Genomic DNA, 20,397 nt, shown 5'->3' with positions numbered 1-20,397 from the left:
GTCAGCTCTCCGGTGCGGTCGGGCGGCCGGACAGTCGGTCGACCACCCGCTGGGTCAGCGCGCCCAGCGCGTCGATCTCCTCCGGGGTCAGCAGGTCGATGAGGTGCCGGCGGACCGCGGCGACGTGGCGCGGGGCGGCGGCCTCGATGGCGGCGCGGCCGGCCGGCGTCAGCACCACGATGGAGCCGCGGCCGTCCGAGGGGTGCTCCTCCCGCGTGACCAGGCCGCGCTGCTGCATCCGGGCCAGGTGGTGGGACAGCCGGCTGCGCGACCAGAGCATCCGGTCGGCCAGCTCGCTGAGCCGCAGCCGCTGGTCGGGCGTTTCGGACAGGTCGGAGAGGACGTCGTAGTCCGGCTCGGAGAGGCCGGCGTCCTGCATCAGCTCCCGGGCCAGCTCCAGGTCGAGCAGGCGGCGCATGCGGCGGTAGCCGCGCCAGGCCCGGGCCTCGCGCGCGTCCAGCCAGCGTGGCGTGTCCATGTGCCGAGCCTAACTTACTTGTTGACATGTCATCAAACCCGCCCTACGGTCGATGACATGTCAACCACATTGGTCCTGCGGCAGGCGCTGGACGAGGCCGGCGAGCTGCGACCGGACCCGGGCCGGGAGGCGGCCGCGGACCAGATGCTCGACCAGCTGGCCCGGCTGGCCGTCGCGCTCGCGCCGCTGCGGGTGCCGGCGTGACCGCCCGGCTGTGGGAGCTGTTCGGCGAGCGGGGGCGCGGGGTGCTGGTGACCCTGCGCCGGGACGGGCGGCCGCAGCTCTCCAACGTCGACTACCTGGCCGAGCCGGGGCTGATCCGCTGCTCCACCACGGGGGACCGGGCGAAGGTGCGCAACCTGCGGCGCGATCCGCGGGCCAGCTTCCACGTCAGCACCCCGGACGGCGGGGCGTACGCGGTGGCCGAGGGCCGGGCGGACCTCACCCCGCCGGCCGCGGCGGCCGACGACGCCACGGTCGAGGAGTTGGTCGAGGTCTACCGGCGGATCCGGGGCGAGCATCCGGACTGGGCGGACTACCGGGCGGCCATGGTGGCCGACGGCCGGCTGGTGCTGCGCCTCACCGTCGAGCGGGTGTACGGCTGGCGGCCGTGAGCCGCCCCGGTCCGGTGCCGCGCCCCGGCCGCCGGTGACTAGGGTCGGTGCATGGCAATCTCGTACGAGGACATCGTCAAGGTCCCGAAGGCGCTGCTGCACGACCACCTCGACGGCGGTCTGCGGCCCGCGACGATCGTCGAGCTGGCCGCCGAGGCGGGCCACGAGCTGCCCACCACCGACCCCGAGGCGCTGGGCCGGTGGTTCGCCGAGGCCGCCAACTCCGGTTCGCTGGAGCGCTACCTGGAGACCTTCGCGCACACCGTGGCGGTCATGCAGACCGGGCCCGCGTTGCGCCGGGTGGCCCGCGAGTGCGCGCTCGACCTGGCCGCCGACGGGGTGGTCTACGCCGAGGTCCGGTTCGCTCCCGAGCAGCACCTGGAGCAGAACCTGACCCTGGACGAGGTGGTCGACGCGGTGGTCACCGGCTTCCGGGAGGGCAGCGCCCTGGCCTCCGAGGCGGGCACCCCCATCCGGGTCGGCACGCTGCTCACCGCGATGCGGCACGCGGCCCGGTCGCAGGAGATCGCCGAGCTGGCCGTGCGGCACCGGGACACCGGGGTGGTCGGCTTCGACATCGCCGGCGCGGAGGCGGGCTTCCCGCCCACCCGCCACCTGGACGCCTTCGAGTACCTCCAGCGGGAGAACTTCCACTTCACCATCCACGCCGGCGAGGCGTTCGGGCTGCCGTCGATCTGGCAGGCGATCCAGTGGTGCGGCGCGGACCGGCTGGGGCACGGCGTCCGGATCGTCGACGACATCACGCCCGGGAACCCGCCGATGCTGGGCCGGCTGGCCGCGTACGTGCGGGACAAGCGCATCCCGCTGGAGCTGTGCCCCTCCTCGAACGTCCAGACCGGGGCGGCCGCGTCGATCGCCGACCATCCGATCGGGCTCCTGCGCGACCTGCGCTTCCGGGTGACGGTGAACACCGACAACCGGCTGATGAGCGGCACCTCGATGTCCCGGGAGATGGCCCTGCTGGTGGACGCCTTCGGCTACGGCTGGAAGGAACTCCAGTGGTTCACGATCAACGCGATGAAGAGCGCCTTCATCCCGTTCGACGAGCGACTGAAGATCATCGACGAGGTGATCAAGCCGGCGTACGCCAAGCTGATCGGCTGATCAGGGCTGTCGCGGGTGGCCGGCCAGCAGGTCGGCCACCCGGCGCAGCACCTGCCCGGCCCGGGCCGCCTCGGCGCCCAGCCCGGTCTGCCGGCGCAGCACCGCCGGCTCCGCGCGCAGCAGCGCCACCCCGCGCCGGATCAGCACTCGCGGCGCCTTGCGCTGCTCGGCCAGGTCGCGGGCGAGCCGGCGGACGAAGGTCGCGCCCCGGGGGCGGCGCAGCGCGTACGCCCCGGCGAGCAGGCCCCGGCGGCGGCACTCCTCGACGATCTCGGCGGCGAAGATCCCTTCGGCGACGAAAAGTGGCGATCCGTCGACGTCGAATGGCCGGGTGGCCACCCTCCGGTCCGCGCCGATCGCATAAACCGGCACTTCGGCCTTGCCGTGCCGGGCCAGTCGGGCAATTGTTTCCACCGCCGTGTCCGCGTCCCAGGACTGCGGGGACTCCCAGTCCACCTCTCCGTCCCGGCGCGGCAACGTAGGGTCATCGCCGTCCTTGTAGAAGTCGTCCAGGCAGAGGACAGGAAGTCCGGTTCGATGGGCAATGTATGACTTTCCGGAGCCGGAGGGCCCGGCGAGCAGGACGACGCGGTGAGGGTGTTCCATTACCTTGAGTGACTCCGGCCAGACGGATTGCTATCAAATTGCATCAACATCTCATCACACCTCCGGCGAGGGACAACCTGGGCTTTCTCTTTGCGGAGCGGCGTGATGGAATCTCGGAGGTCCGACCCGCCGGGTCGGTCGCTCGGCGTTGCCCACAGGGCACGCCGAACGCGGTAATGCGAGGGCGGTGACGTGAGCAAACGGCCAACGACGGCGGGCTCCTTCCTGTCGCGTCTGCGCCGGCCGGCCAGCCGGCTCCGCGACATGCCGATCTGGTCCAAGCTCGGCCTGATCATGATCGTGCCGACGATCGCCACAGTCGTGGTGGGCACCAGCGGTCTGGTCGACCATCTGGAGACGCTCAACAACGCCAACCGGGCCGGCAACCTGGCGACCCTGATCGGTCACTCGGGCGAGCTGGTCGACAAGCTGCAGGACGAGCGCACCGCCGCCGTGCTGCTGCTGAGTGCCGACAACGAGAAGGCCGAGGGGACGTACTCAGACGCGTACACCAAGGTGGGCCAGGCGGTCGACGAGGCCAAGGCGAAGTACTCGCGGCAGCGCGTCGTGTTGCAGGAGCTGCCGCCCGCGCTGGAGAAGATCCTCGACGAGATCGACAAGGACCTCGAAGAGCTGCCCGGAACACGCAGTCAGGTCTTCAACGGCAAGATGGCGAGCAGCTTCGCGGTCAAGGGGTACGAAAAACTGATCGGCGAGCTGCTCGCGGTCCGGGACTCGAGCACCCAGCTCGCCGGCGACAGCGACCTGAGCGACCGCATGCGCGCCGCCGCCGCCGTCGCCCGCAGCAAGGAATTCCTCTCCCAGCGTCGGGTGGTCGTGCACGTCGCGCTCGACCGCGGCCGACTCGACCAGGCCCTGCGCAAGGACTACCTCTCCACCGTCACCGCCGAGGACCAGGCGGTCGAGTCCTTCACCGCCGTCGGGAACGACTCGGAGAAGGAGTTCTACCAGCAGACCGTCGCCGGGGGCGACCGGCGCGAGCTGTCCTCCTACGAGGGTCAGATCTCCGGCAACGAGACCGGGGAACTGTCGAGCGTCTCCTTCGGTGCCGACCAGTGGGACACCGCGATGGTCGGCAACGCCAAGCTCGTCCGCACCGTCGAGTCGAAGCTCGACAGCGACGTGATCAAGCAGGCCGACAGGCTCCGTTCGGACGTGCAACGCCAGGTCTTCCTGGAGACCGGCCTGCTGCTCAGCATGCTGCTGCTGGCCATCCTCTTCGCCTACCTGGTCGCCCGCTCGATGGCCCGCTCGCTGCGCGACCTGCGCCAGGGTGCCCTCTCGGTCGCCCAGTACGGCCTGCCGCAGGCGGTGGCCCGGCTGCGCGACCCCCAGGTCACCGGGCAGCTCTCCCCGGTGCAGCTGGCGAACCAGATCGCCGAGCCGCTGCCGGTACGCAGCAAGGACGAGTTCGGCCAGGTGACCGAGGCGTTCAACGCCGTTCACCTGGAGGCCGTCCGGACCGCGGCCGAGCAGGCCGCGCTGCGGGCCTCCGTCGCGACCATGTTCGTCAACCTGGCCCGCCGGTCCCAGATCCTGGTCGACCGGCTGATCGGCCACCTCGACCGGCTGGAGCGCGGCGAGGAGGACCCGGACCGGCTGGCCGAGCTGTTCCAGCTCGACCACCTGGCCACCCGGATGCGCCGCAACGACGAGAACCTGCTGGTCCTCGCCGGTGCGGACTCCACCCGTGTGCAGCGCGAGCCGGCCGCTCTCATCGACGTGCTGCGCGCCGCCCAGTCCGAGGTCGAGCACTACACCCGGATCGAGTTCGGCGTGATCGACCGGGACATCGAGGTCGCCGCGCACGCGGTCAACGATCTCGTGCACCTGGTCGCCGAGCTGTTCGACAACGCCACCGCCTTCTCCCCGCCGGACTCGCACGTCATGGTGGAGGCCCGGCGGGTGGGTGACCGCGCCTCCCTCTACGTGGAGGACCGGGGCATCGGCATCAGCCACGAGCAGCTCCGCGAGCTGAACGAGCGGCTCGCCACGCCGCCTCAGGTGGACGTGGCGGTCTCCCGGATGATGGGCCTCGTCGTGGTCGCCCGGCTGGCGTCCCGGCACGGCGTCAAGGCCGAACTCCGACCCGGCGCCGACCGGGGCACCGTCGCCGACGTCACGCTGCCCCCCTCGGTCCTGGTGCCGCGCGCGCTCTCCGGCCGCGGCCAGCCGGCCCCGGCCCTCCCGGCCGCCGCCGGCCCGCAGCAGGGTGGCCCCGCCCCGGCGTTCGGCGCGCTTGCCGCGCTGGGCAACGGCCCGCACACCCCGCCGCAGGCTCCGCACCCGGGCGCCTCCGGCAACCAGGTCACCCTGGGCGGGCGGTCCTTCGACCCGGCCCCGCGCAACGGCGCCGGCACCCCGGCCAACGCCGGCGCCGGCCGCTCCATGCCGGCCTGGTCCGACCTGACCGGCGCCGGCCCCCTCGCGGGCGGTGACGGCTTCGCCCCGCGCAGCTCGAACGGCCAGCAGATCGACCCGCTGCCCCAGCGGCGCAACCCGGCCGAGGCCGACCCGGCCTCCACCGGCCAGCTGCCGGCCATCCCGCGGCAGCTGCCGAGCAGCCCGGAGACCGGGCCGTACAACCCGCCGCCGGTGTCGGCTCCGCCGGTCCCGCCGGTGTCGGCGCCGCCGCTGCCGCCGGTCTCCGGTGTCCCGGTCTCCGGCTATCCCGTGTCCGGCTCGCCGTCCTCCGGCTACCCCGTGTCGGGGGCGCCGTCCTCCGGCTACCCCGTGTCCGGTGCACCGGCCTCCGGTTACCCCGTGTCGGGTGTGCCGGCCGGCGGCCAGCCGGTGTCGGGTGTGCCGGCCTTCGGCCAGCCGGTGTCGGCCGCGCCGACCGCGGGCCAGCCGGCCCCGGTGCCGCCGGTTACCCAGGTGCCGCCGCATCCGGCCCCGCCGGCTCCCGCGCCGCACGTCGGCGCCCCGCCGGTCTGGCCGCCGGTCGCCACGCCCGACCAGGCCGCCGCCCCGGCGGTGCCGGAGCGGCTCGCCGCCGGCCTGGACATGACGACCGAGCTGCCCCGGGTCACCCGCCCGGAGACGCCGCCGGCCGTCACCGCGCCGGCGCCGGCCCCCGCGCCGCGGCCGACCACGCCGCAGCAGCCGGGCAACCGCCAGCGGTACGCGGACGAGACGATGGAGCTGCCGATATTCCGGGAGCTCGAATCGGCCTGGTTCCGCACCCGCAAGCCGGGGCCCAACGAGGAGGCGGCCACGGCACCGGCCGCGGCCACCAACGGCGCCGCGACCCAGCAGTTCGCCAAGGTCGACGCCGCCGGTCGGGCCGTGCAGCAGACACCACCCGGGACGACAGGTAACACGCCGATGGCACACACTCCGACGGTCGGCGGAGCGCCGCACGACAACGGCGCGGCGAACGGGGGAACCCGTCCCGGTTACGCCGGTGCGCTGCCCACCCGGCAGCCCGCCGCCCCGCCGCAGCCCGGTTGGCAGACCGCGGCCGACGACGGTTGGCGGGCCGCCTCGGCGGCCACCGAGGTCCCGGTCGCGGAGACCACCCAGAAGGGCCTGCCGAAGCGGAAGCCGATGGCGCAGCTCGTGCCCGGTGGCATCGAGAAGCCGTCCACGTCGGTGCAGCGCCGCACGCCGGAAGGCGTACGCGGTCTGCTCTCGGCCTACCATCGGGGCGTGCAGCGGGGGCGTACCAACCCGACCGACAGCAACTCCACCGGCCCGGAGGGGACTCCGGGCGGGCAGCAGTCCTCGCAGTCTGGCTCAGGCCCAGTGGCCGGGAGCGGGCAGAAGGAGCAACAAGGATGACAACTACGCAGGATCTCGGATGGCTGCTCGCCAACTTCGCCGACCGGGTGCCCGGTGTGGCGCACGCGGTCGCGGTCTCCGCCGACGGCCTGCTCCTCGCTTCGTCCCGTGACCTTCCGCGGGACCGCGCGGACCAGCTCGCGGCGATCGCGTCCGGCCTGGTCAGCCTGACCCAGGGCGCGGCGCGCTGCTTCGAGGGCGGGGCGGTGCTGCAGACCGTCGTCGAGATGGACAACGGCTTCCTGTTCCTGATGTCCATCTCGGACGGCTCGTCCTTCGCCGTGCTCGCCGCGCGCAGCTGCGACGTCGGGCAGGTCGGTTACGAGATGGCCCTGCTCGTCGACCGGGTGGGCGACGCCCTGACCCCGCAGCCGCGCACGGCTGTCGGGATGATGGGCTGAACGACGCGCTGACCGGTGGGTCAGAAGCGGCAACAACTACGACAGGGACGAACACCACCGGGGCGAGCCGGTGCCGGGTACGAAGGAGGTGAGCGGCGACATGGAACGTGACGAGCCGACCGGAGCGTTGGTCCGTCCATACGCCGTGACCCGCGGTCGTACCCGCCCCCGGCTCGAGATCGCCCTGGAGGCGCTCGTCGAAACGACGGTGCGCGGCCGGTCGGTTGCCACTGGCAACGGTGGCCAGGGCCGTGAGCACCAGTACATCGCCGCGCTGTGTGACGGACGCGTGCAGTCGCTCGCCGAGATCGCGGCGCGGATGCAGCTTCCGCTCGGCGTGGCCCGGGTGCTCATCGCCGACATGGCGACGGACGGCCTGGTCGCGGTCCACGAGCCGACCATTTTGGACGACTCCGACGACGCGGTGGGCACTGAACTGCTGGAGAGGGTGCTGAGTGGACTTCGCAGGCTCTGACATGTCGCACCGGCCGCCGGCCCCGAGCGGGCGCGTGACGTCGGCGAAGATCGTTATCGCCGGTGGGTTCGGCGTCGGCAAGACGACGCTGGTCGGCTCGGTCTCGGAGATCACGCCGCTGACCACGGAGGCGATCATGACCTCCGCCGGCGTGGGCGTCGACGACACCCGGCAGGTGCCGGGCAAGACGACGACCACGGTGGCCATGGACTTCGGCCGTATCTCGATCGACCGCGATCTGATCCTGTACCTGTTCGGTACGCCGGGTCAGACCCGGTTCTGGTTCATGTGGGATGAACTGGTCCGGGGCGCGATCGGCGCCGTGGTGCTCGTCGACACCCGTCGACTGGCCGACTGCTTCGCCGCCATCGACTTCTTCGAGCACCGGCGGCTGCCGTACCTGGTGGCCATCAACTGCTTCGACGGGATGCAGTACCACGACCCGCAGGACGTCCGGGACGCGCTCGCGATCTCCCAGGACGTGCCGGTGGTGGCCTGCGACGCCCGTAACCGGGAGTCGACGAAGCACGTGCTGATCTCGCTTGTCGAGTACGTGCTCACCATGCGGCGCTCGCGGGCCGTCGCCCCCGCCTGACCCAGGTGACGAAGCGCCCGGCGGCCCTCGGCCACCGGGCGCTTCTCGCTGTTCGCCGGTCGGTACGCTGTGCAGCCGGTCGGTGACCGTCCCGTCTTGACGGTCACCGGAAGCCGGCGGTCGGGCGGGACGGTCACCAGGCGCGCTGCACGGCCACGTAGGCGGCCGGCGAGTCGGACTCCAGGCCGCCGTGCCGGCTGGGCCTGTGAAGGCGTACGCGCCGGCGATGCCCTCGGCCAGTTGGGCCGGTAGGAATGCGCGCAACCGTCCACGACCGAGGCACGCGGCCATCCGGGCCGACGCGGCGATGAGCTGGAGCGCCGCCGTGGGCTGGTCCGCCGGGTATGCTCCCGGCCGGCCGGACCCGGCGTCAGATCATCCGGCTGTGGGCAGGAACGCGCAGGTGGCGCGGGACGCGACTCCGATCAGGATCGGTAGCCGGCGGACCGGTACTCGTATTCCCGGTCGTCGTCGCGGTCGCCGGTGTCCCGGCTGAAGTCCCAGCCGCCGGCCGCCTCCCGGCCGGGGCGGCCGCCGACGGCGAAGCCGCCGATCTCCTGACCGCGCCGCCAACCCCGGAAGTATCCGGTGGTGTTCTCGGCGAGGCTGGCCGCGTTCCGGACGATCCGCAGTGGACGCTCCTCGCGCAGCGGCGAGCCGGGCACCAGGTTGGCCTGCGGGACCCGCTTGGGCAGGCCGGCCTTGGTCTCCGAGCCCACCGACGGGCGGGCCGCCTGCTCGGCCGCCTGCCAGCCGGTGTCCGCGGTGGTCGACCAGTCGAGGTCGGCCTCGTCGCCGTGCCCGACGAACCAGGCGGACTTCGCCTGCGCGAAGATCAGCAGGTCACCGTCGCCCTCGTCGGACACCGGCGGCGGCCGGTGCTCCTTCGGCGCGGGCCGCCGCTCCAGCGGGGTGGGCAGTTCGGCGCGGGGTGCCGGACGGTTCGGCCGGTTGGCTTCCGCCCGGTCGACCAGCCGCAGCGGCGGCGCGTCCAGCCCGGGGTCGGTCGGCGGGTTCAGCTCGTCGCGCAGCGCCCGGTCGGCCAGCGGTGGCGGCTCCACGAGCCGCAGCATCGGCGGCTCCTGCGGCAGGTCGTCCGCGAGCCAGGGCGGGGTGACCCGGCCCGGGTCGCTCGGCGCGTCCACTCCACGCCCGTACGGGTAGGTCGTCTCCTTGGCCCGCTCGTCCTGGTCCTCGTTGGTGTTGACCAGCGGCCAGTTGGCCCGGGAGCCCGGGGGAGCGGACTCCTGGCCGGGGCGGGGCGTCGGCACCGGGATCGTGAGGTCGGTGGCGCTGAAGCCACCGGTCGGCGGCTCCTGGTTGGTCTTGGGGCGCGGCGGGATGACCGTGCGCTGTCGCTCGGCCCGGGCCTTGTTGATCGCCGCGGTGGTCAGCGTCGGACGGAACGGTTCCCCGGCCTCGGCCGGCGGCACGGCGCCGCGCTGCGCCGGCGCGATCGGGGTGATCCCGGGCGGCGGCGGTGGCGGCGCGGAGATCGGCCGGTTGGTCGGCCCGTCCACCCGGGACGGCAGCGGCGCGCCGGTCGGCTCGTGACGGGCGGGCGGCGCGGAGGTCGGGCGGCCCAGGTTGGCGGCCGGGGTGACCGGGGCGGGAGCGACGGGCGGCGGCGCGACCGGCGCGGGGGCCACCGGTGGCGGACCGAGCGGCCGGGGCGAGGCCGGCGCGGCCGGACCGGAGACCGGCTCGGGGCGGCTGCGCCGACCCAGTCCGGGGGTCGGCTCGGGGCGGCCGCGCCGGGCGGCCTGCTCCAGGACCGGCTCGGGCTCGGTCGGGCGCACCGGGCGCAGACCGGAGGAGGCCGACGGGGCCAGCTCCTCGACCTGCTCGCCGCGGCGGGCGGCGGCACGGCGACCGGGCACCGGGGCGGGCGTGGTGACGCGGGCGCTGAGCGCGCCGACCAGCGCGTCGCAGCCGGCGTCGCAGGCCCGCACCGAGGCGACCGCCTGCCGCACGGTCTCGGCGACGGCGGCGGTGAGCGCCCGGTTGACGGCGGCCCGCCGGGGCGTCTCGGAGATGGCGACCCGCAGCGCGGTCACCGCGTCGTTGATGCTGTCGGCGTCCGCCACGCCCTCGGCGGCCAGGTGCGCGGCGACGGCGTCCGCCGCGACCGCGACCTCGCGGCCCCGGGTCACCGTGCCGGCGAGCATGCCCGGCTCGGGCAGCGCGTCGAGGACGGCCAGGGAGACCGGCTCGGCCGGGTCGGGGTACGCGCGCAGCGCGGCCGGGTAGAGCTCGCGGAGGACCTCGCGCAGCGCCACCGCGGCGGAGTGCCGCCCGCTGGCGAGTGCCGCGTGCGCGGCGAGGACCTGCTTGTAGTTGGCGAGGTCGCGCGGCGCCGGGAGGGTCACCGCGGAGAGCGCGCCGGCCTGGAGCGCCCGGGCCAGCCCGACCGCCCGGCGTTCGGCCGGCGGGGACTGCATCTCCTCCAGCGAGTCGTCGTCGGCGAAGCGCTCGGCGAAGTCGTCGACCGAGTCGTCGTCCGCGATCGCCAGCGGCCGACCCGCCGCGCTGAGCAGCGACGTGACCGTGTGGTCGTCGCTGTCGGCCGCGATGGCCGCGCCGCTCGGCCCGCCCGACCGCTCCACGAGCAGCGCGACCAGCTGGGCGTAGCCAGCCGGGTCGTCACCGATCTCGCAGACATGCAGCAGACGGCCTGCGTCGTCGACCACAGCGGACGTCAGCGCCGATCCGGCCGAAGCCGACCGGTCGGCCGGATCCGCCGAGGCCAGACCGCAGTACACGCGCACGAGCGCCACGGCGTCGTCCTCCTCCCGGGACACAGGTCCTTGCTCTGCCAGAGACTGATGCTCCCCGCTCCGGGTCAGTCGCGCCAGTCCACAACAGCAGAGATCTTGCCGACAATGGTGCGCCAACCCAAACTTGCGGTTTGTGCCCCGATCTTCTTGAGCCGGCGCCGCCCCATGAATCCACCGATTCCGCCGTTGACAGAAGCGCGCAGCGCCTCGTCCAGATCGTCCAGGCTGGAGCCGGCGGAGAGCATGTCCAGCACGCCCGGTAGGCGCAGCGCGTACGCCAGGTCACGGGCGATCTCGCCGGCTTCGATCAGCAGCGTCGGGTCCCACGCGTCGTGGCCGCCGCGGAGGTTCTCCACTACCAGGTCGAGCTCGTAGGTGTCCTCGTCCAACGGGGCGATGTCGGCCGGTTCCACCCGTTCGGACAGTTCATTCCAGCTGTCCAGTTGGGACAGGTCGTTGGGCGCGCCGGAACGGATGAAACTGACCAGCGACTCCGGGGTCTTGAACAGCAGCAGCTTGCCGCGGTGGGTGAGGAAGACGGGGACCTCCTCGTCGCCGGCGGCGTCCGCCTCGTCCTCGTCCTCGTCGGTTTCGTCCTCGCCGGCTTCGTCCTCGGCCGCCTCGGTCCTGCCGCGACGGCGCCGGTCGGCCCGCTTCTCGCCGTCCTCTTCCTCGTCCTCCTCCTCGGCGGAGAGGGCGGCGAACTCCTCGTCGAGGATCACCACCTCCTCGTCGTCCTCGGTCTCGACGACCTGGCGGCGGGCCAGGAAGGGGTCGTCCTCGTCGCGCTCGGCGACGTCGGTCGGGGTCAGCTCCCGCGCCGGCCGGTAGGCCCGCAGGGTGAAGCCGGTGCCGGCGGGCAGGGCGATCTCCACCGGGTCGATCCGCAGCTCGTCCCAGAGCGCGCGGTCCGCCGCCGGGCGGTCGACCTCGACCTCGTCTGCTGCGGCCGACGCTGTGGTGTCGTCGAGCTCGGGCTCGTCGGCGTCGGGCCGTTGGGGCGACTGGCGGGCCACGCTGACCTCCGTGTGCTTTCGGGTTGCCCACCCGGCGACGCTCGACCGCCGAGTGACTCTGCGCACATACCCTAGTGGGCGGGCCGGGGTGGCCGGGAGCCGCACCCCGGTGGCGTCCCGACCTGCGGACAGGTAGGCTTGCTACACATGAAGGCCCAGGCGCTGCACGGACACCTGGACGCGCTGCTGCTCGCGGTGCTGGAGCAGGGCGCCCTGCACGGCTACGCGATCATCGAGGCGCTCCGGGCCCGCAGCGGCGGCACCCTGGACCTGCCCACCGGCACCATCTATCCGGCGCTGCGCCGGCTGGAGCGGGCCGGCTACGTGGCCAGCGACTGGAGCACCGTCAACGGCCGGGAGCGGCGCACCTACCAGCTCACCGAGGCCGGTGGCCGGGCACTCGCCGGGGAGCGCGTGGGATGGCGCGAGTTCAGCGCCACCGTGGGCCGCTTCCTCGGCGCCGACGAGCCGCCCGCGACCCCGGCCTAGCCCCGCCTCCGGGACGTCAGCCAGAAACGCGCGGGCAGCCAGCAACGCACGGTCACCCGGCAACGCCCGGTCAGCCGACGGCGCGCGCTCCGAGGGTGGTCCGCAGCCAGCAGCGGGCGGCCCGGGCCAGGGCGAACCAGCCGGCGCTGACCAGCACCGCTCCGATGATCATCGGCGGCCAGGTCAGCGCCGCGTCCCAGAGCTGGACCGACCAGCCGAACAACGCGCTGCCGGCGAGCGCGCCGAGCGCCAGCCCGCCGGTCAGCCCGAAGCCCACCGCGCGGGCCAGCCGGCCGAGCCGAGGGGACCCGTGCCGGGCGCCGAGCACGCCCAGCAGCAGCCCGGCCACGGCCAGACCGGCCACCAGACCCCAGATCCCGTGCAGCGAGGTGGAGAGCAGCAGGTAGCCCTCGGGTGGGCGGGGCCCCTCGCTCCAGCTCGACCCCTGCCAGGTCAGGTCGCCGCCGACCATCAGCACCACCGCCACGGCCAGCGCCCGCAGCGCCAGCCCGCGCAGCGCCCCGGCGGCCAGCTCGGCCTGGTAGCCGGGAGCGAGCTGGGCCGGGGTGCCGAACTCGGCCACCGCCCGCCGCTCCGCCTCCGCGACCGGCAGGCCACCCTCCCGGTACGCCTCGACGGCGTCCTCCAGCGCGTGCCGCGCCTCGGTCAGCAGGTCCGCCTTGAGCCGGGCCGGCCCGTGCAGCTGCCCGGCCAGCTCGCGCAGCCGCTCGTCGACGCGGATGTCCTCGTACCCCCGCATGGGACCACCCTGCCATCACGGGTGGCCGGCCGCGTCGGGGAAAACCCCGGAAAGCGCTCAGGGGGCCAGGGCGAGGTAGCCGCGTTCGGCGGCCTCCTGGAGCAGCCACTGCTCCCGGTACCAGCCCGGGCGGGCCACCAGCTCCTCGTGCCGGCCGCGCTGCACCACCCGGCCCGCGTCGAGCACCACGATCTCGTCCAGCCCGGCGAGGCCGCTGAGCCGGTGGCTGATGAGCAGCACCGAGTGCCCGGCCGGGGTGGCGGCCAGCGCCGAGGCGAGCACGGCGTCGGCGGCCGTGGGGTCGAGCCCCTCGGTCGGCTCGTCCAGCACCAGCACCGGCGGGGCGGCCAGCAGCGCACGGGCCAGCGCGAGGCGCTGCCGCTGCCCGCCGGAGAGCTGCCCGCCCTGCTCGCCCACCACGGTGTTCCAGCCCTGCGGCTGGGAGGTCACCCACTCCAGCAGGCCGGCCGCCCGGGTGGCGGCGGTCAGCTCCGTCTCGTCGGCGCGGGGCCGACCGAGCAGCAGGTTCTCCCGCACCGTGGCGTGGAAGACGTACGCCTCGGCGAGCAGGCCCCCGACCAGCCGGGGCAGCTCCTCGTCCGGGAACCCGGACACGTCCACGCCGTCGACGGTGACCCGGCCGGCGTCCGGGTGTACCGCGCCGGTGAGCACGGCGGCCAGCGTGCTCTTGCCGGCGCCGCTCGGCCCGACCACGGCCACCCGGCGGCCGGCCGGCAGATCGAGGTCGACCCCGGCCAGGGCGGGCGCCGCCCCCTCCCGGTACCGGACGGTCACGTCCTCGAACCGGACGTCATGCCCGCCCGGCGCCGGTTCGGCGGGGGCGGTGGGCGCCGGCTCACCGGCATCGGTGAGCAGGTCGGCCACCCGGGCCAGGCCGGCGCGGAGCTGGGTGCGTTGCCGGGCCGCCCCGACCAGCGCGAGGGCGACCTCGACGGTGGCCAGCGCGCCCACCGCCAGGACGCCGACCAGCACCCCGCCGACGCCCGCGCGCAGCGCCACGACCACCACGGCGGCGGCGGTGAGCCCGCCGACCAGCACCCCGGCGGCGTCCACCGCGAAGCCGGTCGCGGCGAGCCGGCGCTCCAGCCGGGCCAGGCGGCCGCCCCGGGCCTCGGCGGCGGCGAGCGCCGTGCGGGTCGCACCGAAGGCGGCGAGGTCGGCCGCGCCGTGGGTCAGGTCGACGGCGTCGGCCGCGAGCGCGCCACGCAGCGGGGCCACCTCGTCGGCGGCCCGCCGGGTCAGCCCGGCGGCCAGGACGGGCAGCGCCACCCCGGCCACCAGCAGGCCGACGGCGAGCACGCCGGCGGCCGGCGGCGAGATCAGCGCGGCGCTGCCGACGGCGAGCAGGCTCACGAGCGCGGCCGCCGCTCCGGGCACCAGCACTCGCAGCAGCAGGTCCTGTACCGCCTCCACGTCGGAGACCAGCCGGCTCAGCGCGTCACCGGTGCGCGGGGCGGTCCGCCGGGCGGTCAGGGTGGCGAAGACCCGGGTCCGGACATCGGTGATCATGCGGAGCACCGCGTCGTGCCCGGCGAGCCGTTCGGTGTAGCGGAACACGCCGCGGCTGACCGCGAGCGCCCGGACCGCGACGATCGCCACGGTCAGCCGGTCCAGCGGGGGCCGGCCGGCGGCGCTCATGAGCAGCCAGGTGGCGGTGGCCATCAGGGCCAGCCCGGCGAACTCGGTGGCCGCCGCGAGCAGCCCGGCGCCGAGCAGGCGGCCCAGGTAGGGGCGGGCCAGCCGCAGCACGGCCCGTTCGGGTCGGTCGGTCACGGCGTCACCTCCGCGGCCGGCACCCGGCTCAGCTCGGTGACCCGGCCGTCCTCGACGCGGAGGATGCGGTCGGCGTCCTCCAGCAGCGCGGGCCGGTGCGCGACCAGCAGGGCGGTGCGTCCGGCGACCAGCCGCCGGGTGGCCGCCAGCACGACCGCCTCGCTGGCGCTGTCGAGCCGGGCGGTCGGCTCGTCGAGGAGCACGAGCGGGGCGTCCCGGAGGAACGCCCGGGCCAGCGCGACCCGCTGCCGCTGCCCGCTGGACAGGCCGTGCCCGCGCTCGCCCAGCGTGGTGCCGAGCCCGTCGGGCAGGGCGGCGACCACCTCGTCCAGCGCCGCGTCGGTGACCGCGCCGGCCAGCGCGGCGTCCGGGGTGTCGGGGGCGCCGAGGCGGATGTTGTCGGCCAGGGAGCCGGCGAACAGGTGGGCCCGCTGCGGCACCCAGGCCAGCTCGCGCCGCCAGGCGTCGAGGTCGACACCGGCGAGGTCCACCCCGTCCACGGTGACCCGGCCGGTGGTCGGGGTGACGAAGCCGAGCAGCAGGAGCAGCAGGGTGCTCTTGCCCGCGCCGCTGGGCCCGATGACGGCGACCCGCTCGCCGGGGCGGATGGTGAGCGTGACGTCCCGCAGCGCGGTGGTCCGCTCGTACGCGACGGTCACGCCCTCGAAGCGGATCTCGCCCCGGCCCTCCGGCGCCGGTCGGGCGCCTCCCGGGCCCGCCGCCTCGGGGGTCGCGGAGAGGGTGAGCGCCTCGTCCAGCGCGGTCAGGCCCTCCATGCTGGCGTGGAACCGGCTGCCGGCGGCCCGCAGCGGCAGGTACGCCTCGGGGGTGAGCAGCAGCACCAGCAGCGCGGTGGACAGCGTGATCCCGCCGCCGAGCAGCCGGATGCCGACCGGTACGGCGACCAGCGCCACCGAGAGGGTGGCGACCAGTTCGAGGACCAGCGCCGACAGGAAGGCGATCCGCAGCGTCCTCATGGTGGCCTGGCGGTGCCCGTCGGCCATCCGGCGTACGACGTCGACCTGGGCCCGGGCCCGGCCGAACGCGCGCAGCGTGGGCAGCCCGGCCACCATGTCGAGGAAGTGGCCGCCGAGCAGCGACAGCCGCCGCCACTGCCGCTCGGTGGCGGCCTGCGCCTGCCAGCCGAGCAGCGCACCGAAGATCGGGATGAGCGGGATGGTCAGCGCGATGATCAGCGCCGAGCTCCAGTCGGCCAGCACGATCCGGGCCAGCACGGCCAGCGGCACGGTCACGCTCAGCACGAGCTGCGGCAGGTAGCCGGTGAAGTAGGGGTCGAGCGCGTCCAGCCCGCGCCCGGCGAGGGTGGCGAGCTGCCCGGCCCGCCGGCCGGCGACCCAGGTGGGGCCGTGCCGGCCGACCGCGCGCAGCAGGTCGGCGCGGAGCGCCGCCTTGACCGTCGCCGCCGCCCGGGCCGCGACCGTGCCCTGCGCCCAGCTCACCAGCGCCCGGGCGGCGACGGCCGCCAGGAGACCGGCCAGCGCCGGCCGGTGCAGCCGCCCGTCGATCGCGGTGGCCAGCAGGGTGGCCAGCGCGGTGGCCTGCGCGACCACCAGCAGCGCGGTCAGCCCGCCGAGAATCGCGAGCACGGCGAGGTCGCGCCGGGCCGCGGGGACCCGGCGCAGCAGACGCGGGTCGAACGGGCGGCGGTTCACCAGTACACCGGTGCCCTGCCGTCGGTCCGTCCCCGGAACACCCACCAGCACATCGCCTGAAAGCCTAGTAGGGCCGGCGCGAGCGGCAGCGCCAGCCAGCCCAGCAGCGCCAGGGTCGGCCCGCTCGCGGCCGCGTCGGCCACCGCCAGCACGGCCGGGTCGGTCAGCTGCGGAGCGGCTGCGTCGGCCGTGGAGACCAGCACCCGGGGCCAGAGCGCCGCGCCGACCAGCGGCATCGGCAGGGCCAGCGCCACGCTGGTCGCCGCGAAGGCCAGGCCGGCCCGGCCCCGGCGCAGCGCCGCGCGGGCCACCAGCAGCGCCGCCACCAGCGCCAACGGCAGGAGTACGGCGACCGCCGGGCGCGCCACGGCGGCGCGTACCCGGTCGGAGAGCAGGCCCAGGACGGTGGCGGTGGCGACCGCGGTGAGCGCGGCCGGCACCAGGCCGCGGGCCAGCCGGGCGACCGACGGCAGGTCGGCGGCCGGCAGCCGGAGCGTGAGGAACGTCGCACCGTGCACGGCGACCAGCGCGAGCAGCGCCAGCGCGGCGGCGGCCACGAAGGGGGTGAGCAGGTGGCCGACCCCGGCCGCGTGCCCGTCGCCGGACAGCGGCACGCCCTGGAGCAGCGCGCCGAGCAGCGCGCCCCAGCCGAGCGCGGCGAGGACGCTGCCGGCCACCACCACCCGGTCCCAGCCGGCGCGGGCGGCGGCGGATCGCGGCCGGCTGCGCAGCTGCACCCCGGCCGTCACGAGCACCACCCCGGCCAGCGCGCCGAGCACGGCCGGGTAGCAGCCGGAGAGCAGTTCGCCCTCCAGCGTGGGGAAGGCCCCGAACAGGATGCCGACCGCCGCCACCAGCCAGACCTCGTTGCCGAGGAAGAACGGCCCGACCGCGTTCAGCGCGGCCCGGCGGGCCCCGGGTGTCGCGCCCCGGGCCAGCAGCAGCCCGACGCCGTAGTCGTAGCCGCCGAGCACGAGGTAGGTGGCGAAGAAGAGGCCGAGCAGGGCGTACCAGGCGAGTTCCACGGCGGGCTCCCTCAGGCGAACACGGGGTGGGGGTGGTGGTCGGTATCCGGCGCGGGCGGCCGACCGAGGGCGGGATCGTGCGCGCCCCGGGCGGCGTGCCGGGCCAGCAGCACCCAGTTGGTGACGGCGAGGGTGCCGAGCAGCAGGGTGAAGGCGATCAGCGAGGTGAGCATCAGCCCGGCGCTCACCGGCGAGACGGCCTGCCCGGTCGGCAGCAGCCCGTACGCGACCCAGGGCTGGCGGCCCACCTCGCGGGCGATCCAGCCGAGGATCACCGCGACGAAGGGCAGCGGCACGCCGAGCAGCACGAGCCGGAGCGGGAACTTCCACCGGATGATCCAGTCGCGCCAGAGCAGCGGTAGCAGGAGCCAGACGCAGCCCAGCGTGAAGCCGATCAGGATCATGAAGCCGAGGCCGACGCTGGACAGCACCGGCGGGATGTAGTCGCCCGGGCCGAACCGTGCCGTCCACTCGGCGACCAGCGCGTCGCGGTCGGGCCCGCCGCCGAACTTCGTCGGCTGGAGTTCGCCGACCGGGCCGAACTGCGCGAAGCCGAAGCCCTGGAGCGTGGTCACGGCGAGCGCCGCGGTGACCAGGCCGAGCCGCAGCGACTTCCGGAAGAGCAGGAAGTCCGGGGTACGCCGGAGCAGGTGCCAGGCGCTGACGGCGGCCATCAGGATCCCGCCGGTGACCAGGCCGGCCGAGACCACGTGGCCGAAGGCGAAGCCGAGGGTGGGATTGGTGAGCAGCGCGCCGAAGTCGGTGAGGTGGGCGACGCCGTCGCGGACCTCGTAGCCGACCGGGTGCTGGAGCCAGGCGTTGGCCACCATGATCCAGAACGCGGAGGCGTACGCGGTGATCGCGACGCCCCACAGCAGGGCCAGGTGGACGCCGCGCCGCAGCCGGTGCCAGCCGAAGATCCACATCCCGAGGAACGTGGACTCCAGGAAGAAGGCGACAAGCGTCTCGATGGCCAGCGGCGCCCCGAACACGTTGCCCACGTAGCGCGACAGGCCGCTCCAGTTCAGCCCGAACTGGAACTCCATCACGATCCCCGTGGCGATGCCGAGCACGTAGTTGATCACGTAGAGCTGGCCCCAGAAGCGGGTCAGCCGCTCGTACACGGGCTTGCCGGTGACGAAGCCGGCGGTCTGGAGGCCGACCAGCAGGGTGACGAGGCCGAGCGTGACCACCACGAAGAGGAAGTGGATCGAGGTCGTGGTGGCGAACTGCAGGCGGGCGATGAGCAGGGGATCCATGGTCGACTCCCACGGGTTGGCTCGCTTGTCATAGCGAGCCTACACGTAGGCTCCCTACCTATCGATTCCGGCGTCGGCGACCCGACCCCAGGCCGGCGACGGTCAGCTCAGGAAGAGGGAGATCGGCAGGGTGACGAGCAGGGTCGCGACGGAGAGCGCGGTGGCACCCAGCACCCGCGGCGGCCGGTCCGGGACCATGAGCCGCTGCACCCGTACGTCGAGGTCGCGGTCACCGAGGCCCAGCGTGCCGGTCGGGGTGACCCGGTGCCCGGCGGCGGCGAACCGGCGCAGCGCCCCGGCCAGGGGCTCCTCGGCGTGCAGCTCGCGGGCCTTGTCGTCGGCGCGCATCTCGACCAGCAGGGCCACCCGCTCGTGGGCGTCCCGCACCCAGCGGAACCAGGGCAGCGCCCGGCAGAGCGCGGTGAACGGCAGCAGCACGAGGTCGTGCCGCTCCTGGGCGTGCGCCCGCTCGTGGGTGAGCACCGCCGCCAGTTCGGCCCGGTCGAGCAGGCTCAGCGTGCCGGCGCTGACCACCACGCGGGGCTTCACCCCGGGCAGGCAGTAGGCGGCCGCGCTCGGGTGGTCGAGCACCAGCGCCCCGGGCACCGTCGGGTCCCGGCGGGCGACCAGGCTGAGCAGCTCCCGGTGCCGGCGCTGGGCCCGCACCGTGCCGTGGATGCTGCGCACCGTCGTGGTCAGCAGCACCGCGCCGATGCCGAAACCGACCCCGACGAGGCCCAGGTGCGGCGCGCCCAGCCCGGCCGGCAGCGTGCCGTGGGCCAGGTCGTCGACGAGCGTCAGCAGCGCGCTGCCCGTCGGTAGGTCGTACGCGGCCAGGCCGAGCGCCATGGGCAGCCCCATGGCGGAGAGCCCGAGCGCCAGCCCGACGGCCTGCCAGCAGACGATCGCCACCCGCGGGGCCCGCCAGGTCCACCGCGCGGTCGCGAGGACCTGCGCCGTCAGCCAGCAGGCCAGGATGGTCGCGGCGAAGTGCAGGGCGTACGCCAAGGCGGCCGCCCTACCGGTCCGTCGCCTCGTCGAGCGCCGGGCCGCCGGCCCGCGGGTCCTCGACCCGGTCGGTCAGCCCGGACCCGCCCGGCCCGGAGCCGGCCGGGCCCGCCTCGGCGCTGAGCGCCGCGCGCAGCACCTCCGCCTCGGTGCCGGTCACCGAGCGGGCGAAGCGCACCAGCGCGGCGTCCCGGCTGCCGCCGAGGTCGAGGGCGTCGAGCATGAGCTGGGCGATGTGCGCCTCGCGGGTGGCGGCGGGCCGGTAACGCCAGGCCCGCCCCTCCCGCTCGCGCTGCACCATGCCCTTGCCGGCGAGCCGGTCCAGCACGGTCATCACCGTCGTGTAGGCCAGCTCACGCCCGTCGAGGGCGTCGGCGACCTCGCGCACGGTCACGCCGTCCGACGTGGCGGGGACCGAGTCCCACAGCACGTCCATCACCGCACGTTCGAGATCACCCAGCCGAGTCACCCGGTAATCCTACCTCGTGTAGTAGAGGG

17 protein-coding genes and 3 pseudogenes are annotated in these 20,397 nt (G+C 74.9%); 8 read left to right on the top strand and 12 right to left on the bottom strand.

Annotation, left to right across the window (positions count from 1 at the left end; all coding sequences use genetic code 11):
* Position 1: 1 nt before the first annotated feature.
* On the bottom strand, positions 2–478 hold the full coding sequence (locus FXF50_RS07305; RefSeq protein WP_148426461.1) for a MarR family winged helix-turn-helix transcriptional regulator: 477 nt from the start codon (positions 476–478) through the stop codon (positions 2–4).
* Positions 479–535: 57 nt separating this feature from the next.
* Between FXF50_RS07305 and FXF50_RS07300 the strand changes: the two genes are divergently transcribed.
* The 3 genes from FXF50_RS07300 to FXF50_RS07290 are packed head-to-tail and all read left to right on the top strand — an operon-like array spanning position 536 to position 2,217.
* Complete coding sequence (locus FXF50_RS07300) at positions 536–682, top strand: hypothetical protein (protein WP_255509931.1); 147 nt, start codon at positions 536–538, stop codon at positions 680–682.
* On the top strand, positions 679–1,092 hold the full coding sequence (locus tag FXF50_RS07295) for a PPOX class F420-dependent oxidoreductase (protein WP_148426460.1): 414 nt from the start codon (positions 679–681) through the stop codon (positions 1,090–1,092). The genes FXF50_RS07300 and FXF50_RS07295 overlap by 4 nt, the downstream gene beginning before the upstream one ends.
* A 51-nt stretch (positions 1,093–1,143) precedes the next feature.
* On the top strand, positions 1,144–2,217 hold the full coding sequence (locus tag FXF50_RS07290; RefSeq protein WP_148426459.1) for an adenosine deaminase: 1,074 nt from the start codon (positions 1,144–1,146) through the stop codon (positions 2,215–2,217).
* On the opposite strand, the gene FXF50_RS07285 is transcribed toward FXF50_RS07290, so the two are convergent.
* Positions 2,218–2,673 carry an ATP-binding protein gene (locus FXF50_RS07285; RefSeq protein ID WP_255509930.1) on the bottom strand — a complete coding sequence of 152 codons (456 nt, stop codon included), beginning with the start codon at positions 2,671–2,673 and terminating at the stop codon, positions 2,218–2,220.
* 342 nt (positions 2,674–3,015) lie between these two features.
* Here FXF50_RS07285 and FXF50_RS07280 point away from each other — a divergent pair, with 342 nt between their 5' ends.
* The 4 genes from FXF50_RS07280 (at position 3,016) to FXF50_RS07265 (ending at position 8,098) form a co-directional block, all read left to right on the top strand.
* Positions 3,016–6,627 (top strand): sensor histidine kinase, encoded by a 3,612-nt coding sequence (locus tag FXF50_RS07280; protein WP_148426457.1) that lies wholly within the window; start codon positions 3,016–3,018, stop codon positions 6,625–6,627.
* Positions 6,624–7,028, top strand: a complete 405-nt coding sequence (locus tag FXF50_RS07275) for a roadblock/LC7 domain-containing protein (protein ID WP_013283992.1) — start codon at positions 6,624–6,626, stop codon at positions 7,026–7,028. The genes FXF50_RS07280 and FXF50_RS07275 overlap by 4 nt, the downstream gene beginning before the upstream one ends.
* 100 nt (positions 7,029–7,128) lie before the next feature.
* Positions 7,129–7,503 (top strand): DUF742 domain-containing protein, encoded by a 375-nt coding sequence (locus FXF50_RS07270; protein ID WP_148426456.1) that lies wholly within the window; start codon positions 7,129–7,131, stop codon positions 7,501–7,503.
* Between the two features lies 1 nt (position 7,504).
* Positions 7,505–8,098: an ATP/GTP-binding protein gene (locus FXF50_RS07265; protein WP_148426455.1), complete on the top strand. Its 594-nt coding sequence runs from the start codon at positions 7,505–7,507 to the stop codon at positions 8,096–8,098.
* A gap of 425 nt (positions 8,099–8,523) precedes the next feature.
* On the opposite strand, the pseudogene FXF50_RS30235 reads toward FXF50_RS07265, so the two are convergent.
* From FXF50_RS30235 to FXF50_RS07255, 3 genes and pseudogenes are all read right to left on the bottom strand, one after another.
* Positions 8,524–8,988 (bottom strand): annotated as a pseudogene (locus FXF50_RS30235) (transposase); the annotation flags it as partial.
* Between the two features lie 72 nt (positions 8,989–9,060).
* A pseudogene (locus tag FXF50_RS07260) lies at positions 9,061–10,899 on the bottom strand (transposase); the annotation flags it as partial.
* A gap of 41 nt (positions 10,900–10,940) precedes the next feature.
* Entirely contained in the window at positions 10,941–11,891 is a 951-nt protein-coding gene (locus tag FXF50_RS07255; protein ID WP_148426453.1) for a DNA primase, read from the bottom strand.
* A 147-nt stretch (positions 11,892–12,038) separates the two neighbouring features.
* On the opposite strand from FXF50_RS07255, the gene FXF50_RS07250 reads away from it, so the two are divergent.
* Positions 12,039–12,380, top strand: a complete 342-nt coding sequence (locus tag FXF50_RS07250) for a PadR family transcriptional regulator (protein WP_148426452.1) — start codon at positions 12,039–12,041, stop codon at positions 12,378–12,380.
* Positions 12,381–12,450: 70 nt separating this feature from the next.
* On the opposite strand, the gene FXF50_RS07245 is transcribed toward FXF50_RS07250, so the two are convergent.
* The 7 genes and pseudogenes from FXF50_RS07245 to FXF50_RS07215 all read right to left on the bottom strand — a co-directional run bounded on the left by FXF50_RS07245 (position 12,451) and on the right by FXF50_RS07215 (position 20,368).
* Entirely contained in the window at positions 12,451–13,140 is a 690-nt protein-coding gene (locus tag FXF50_RS07245; protein WP_148426451.1) for a permease prefix domain 1-containing protein, read from the bottom strand.
* Positions 13,141–13,197: 57 nt separating this feature from the next.
* Positions 13,198–15,006: pseudogene (cydC, locus tag FXF50_RS07240) on the bottom strand (thiol reductant ABC exporter subunit CydC); the annotation flags it as partial.
* The gene (gene cydD / locus FXF50_RS07235) at positions 14,931–16,607 is read right to left on the bottom strand and encodes a thiol reductant ABC exporter subunit CydD (protein ID WP_148426449.1); all 1,677 of its coding nucleotides are present in this window, start codon (positions 16,605–16,607) and stop codon (positions 14,931–14,933) included. The gene cydD and the pseudogene cydC, both read right to left, overlap by 76 nt.
* Positions 16,604–17,632 carry a cytochrome d ubiquinol oxidase subunit II gene (locus FXF50_RS07230; RefSeq protein WP_148426448.1) on the bottom strand — a complete coding sequence of 343 codons (1,029 nt, stop codon included), beginning with the start codon at positions 17,630–17,632 and terminating at the stop codon, positions 16,604–16,606. The genes cydD and FXF50_RS07230 overlap by 4 nt, the downstream gene beginning before the upstream one ends.
* An 11-nt stretch (positions 17,633–17,643) precedes the next feature.
* Positions 17,644–18,891, bottom strand: a complete 1,248-nt coding sequence (locus FXF50_RS07225; protein ID WP_148426447.1) for a cytochrome ubiquinol oxidase subunit I — start codon at positions 18,889–18,891, stop codon at positions 17,644–17,646.
* A gap of 102 nt (positions 18,892–18,993) precedes the next feature.
* Positions 18,994–19,899, bottom strand: a complete 906-nt coding sequence (locus FXF50_RS07220; protein WP_148426446.1) for a M56 family metallopeptidase — start codon at positions 19,897–19,899, stop codon at positions 18,994–18,996.
* 10 nt (positions 19,900–19,909) lie between these two features.
* Positions 19,910–20,368, bottom strand: a complete 459-nt coding sequence (locus FXF50_RS07215; RefSeq protein ID WP_148426445.1) for a BlaI/MecI/CopY family transcriptional regulator — start codon at positions 20,366–20,368, stop codon at positions 19,910–19,912.
* Between the last annotated feature and the right edge of the window lie 29 nt (positions 20,369–20,397).

The sequence above is a fragment of the Micromonospora sp. AP08 genome (assembly GCF_008085935.1).
Taxonomy (GTDB): Bacteria; Actinomycetota; Actinomycetes; order Mycobacteriales; family Micromonosporaceae; genus Micromonospora; species Micromonospora chersina.
Note: the sequence above shows the minus strand (reverse complement) of the source record. Positions and strands in the feature narration are given on the sequence as shown.

What these genes read in the sequence shown, in the direction of transcription:
- FXF50_RS07305 (WP_148426461.1), bottom strand. Translation starts at nt 478, where the DNA reads ATGGACACGCCACGCTGGCTGGACGCGCGCGAGGCCCGGGCCTGGCGC.
- FXF50_RS07300 (WP_255509931.1), top strand. Translation starts at nt 536, where the DNA reads ATGTCAACCACATTGGTCCTGCGGCAGGCGCTGGACGAGGCCGGCGAG.
- FXF50_RS07290 (WP_148426459.1), top strand. Translation starts at nt 1,144, where the DNA reads ATGGCAATCTCGTACGAGGACATCGTCAAGGTCCCGAAGGCGCTGCTG.
- FXF50_RS07275 (WP_013283992.1), top strand. Translation starts at nt 6,624, where the DNA reads ATGACAACTACGCAGGATCTCGGATGGCTGCTCGCCAACTTCGCCGAC.
- FXF50_RS07270 (WP_148426456.1), top strand. Translation starts at nt 7,129, where the DNA reads ATGGAACGTGACGAGCCGACCGGAGCGTTGGTCCGTCCATACGCCGTG.
- FXF50_RS07265 (WP_148426455.1), top strand. Translation starts at nt 7,505, where the DNA reads ATGTCGCACCGGCCGCCGGCCCCGAGCGGGCGCGTGACGTCGGCGAAG.
- FXF50_RS07250 (WP_148426452.1), top strand. Translation starts at nt 12,039, where the DNA reads ATGAAGGCCCAGGCGCTGCACGGACACCTGGACGCGCTGCTGCTCGCG.
- FXF50_RS07245 (WP_148426451.1), bottom strand. Translation starts at nt 13,140, where the DNA reads ATGCGGGGGTACGAGGACATCCGCGTCGACGAGCGGCTGCGCGAGCTG.
- FXF50_RS07225 (WP_148426447.1), bottom strand. Translation starts at nt 18,891, where the DNA reads ATGGATCCCCTGCTCATCGCCCGCCTGCAGTTCGCCACCACGACCTCG.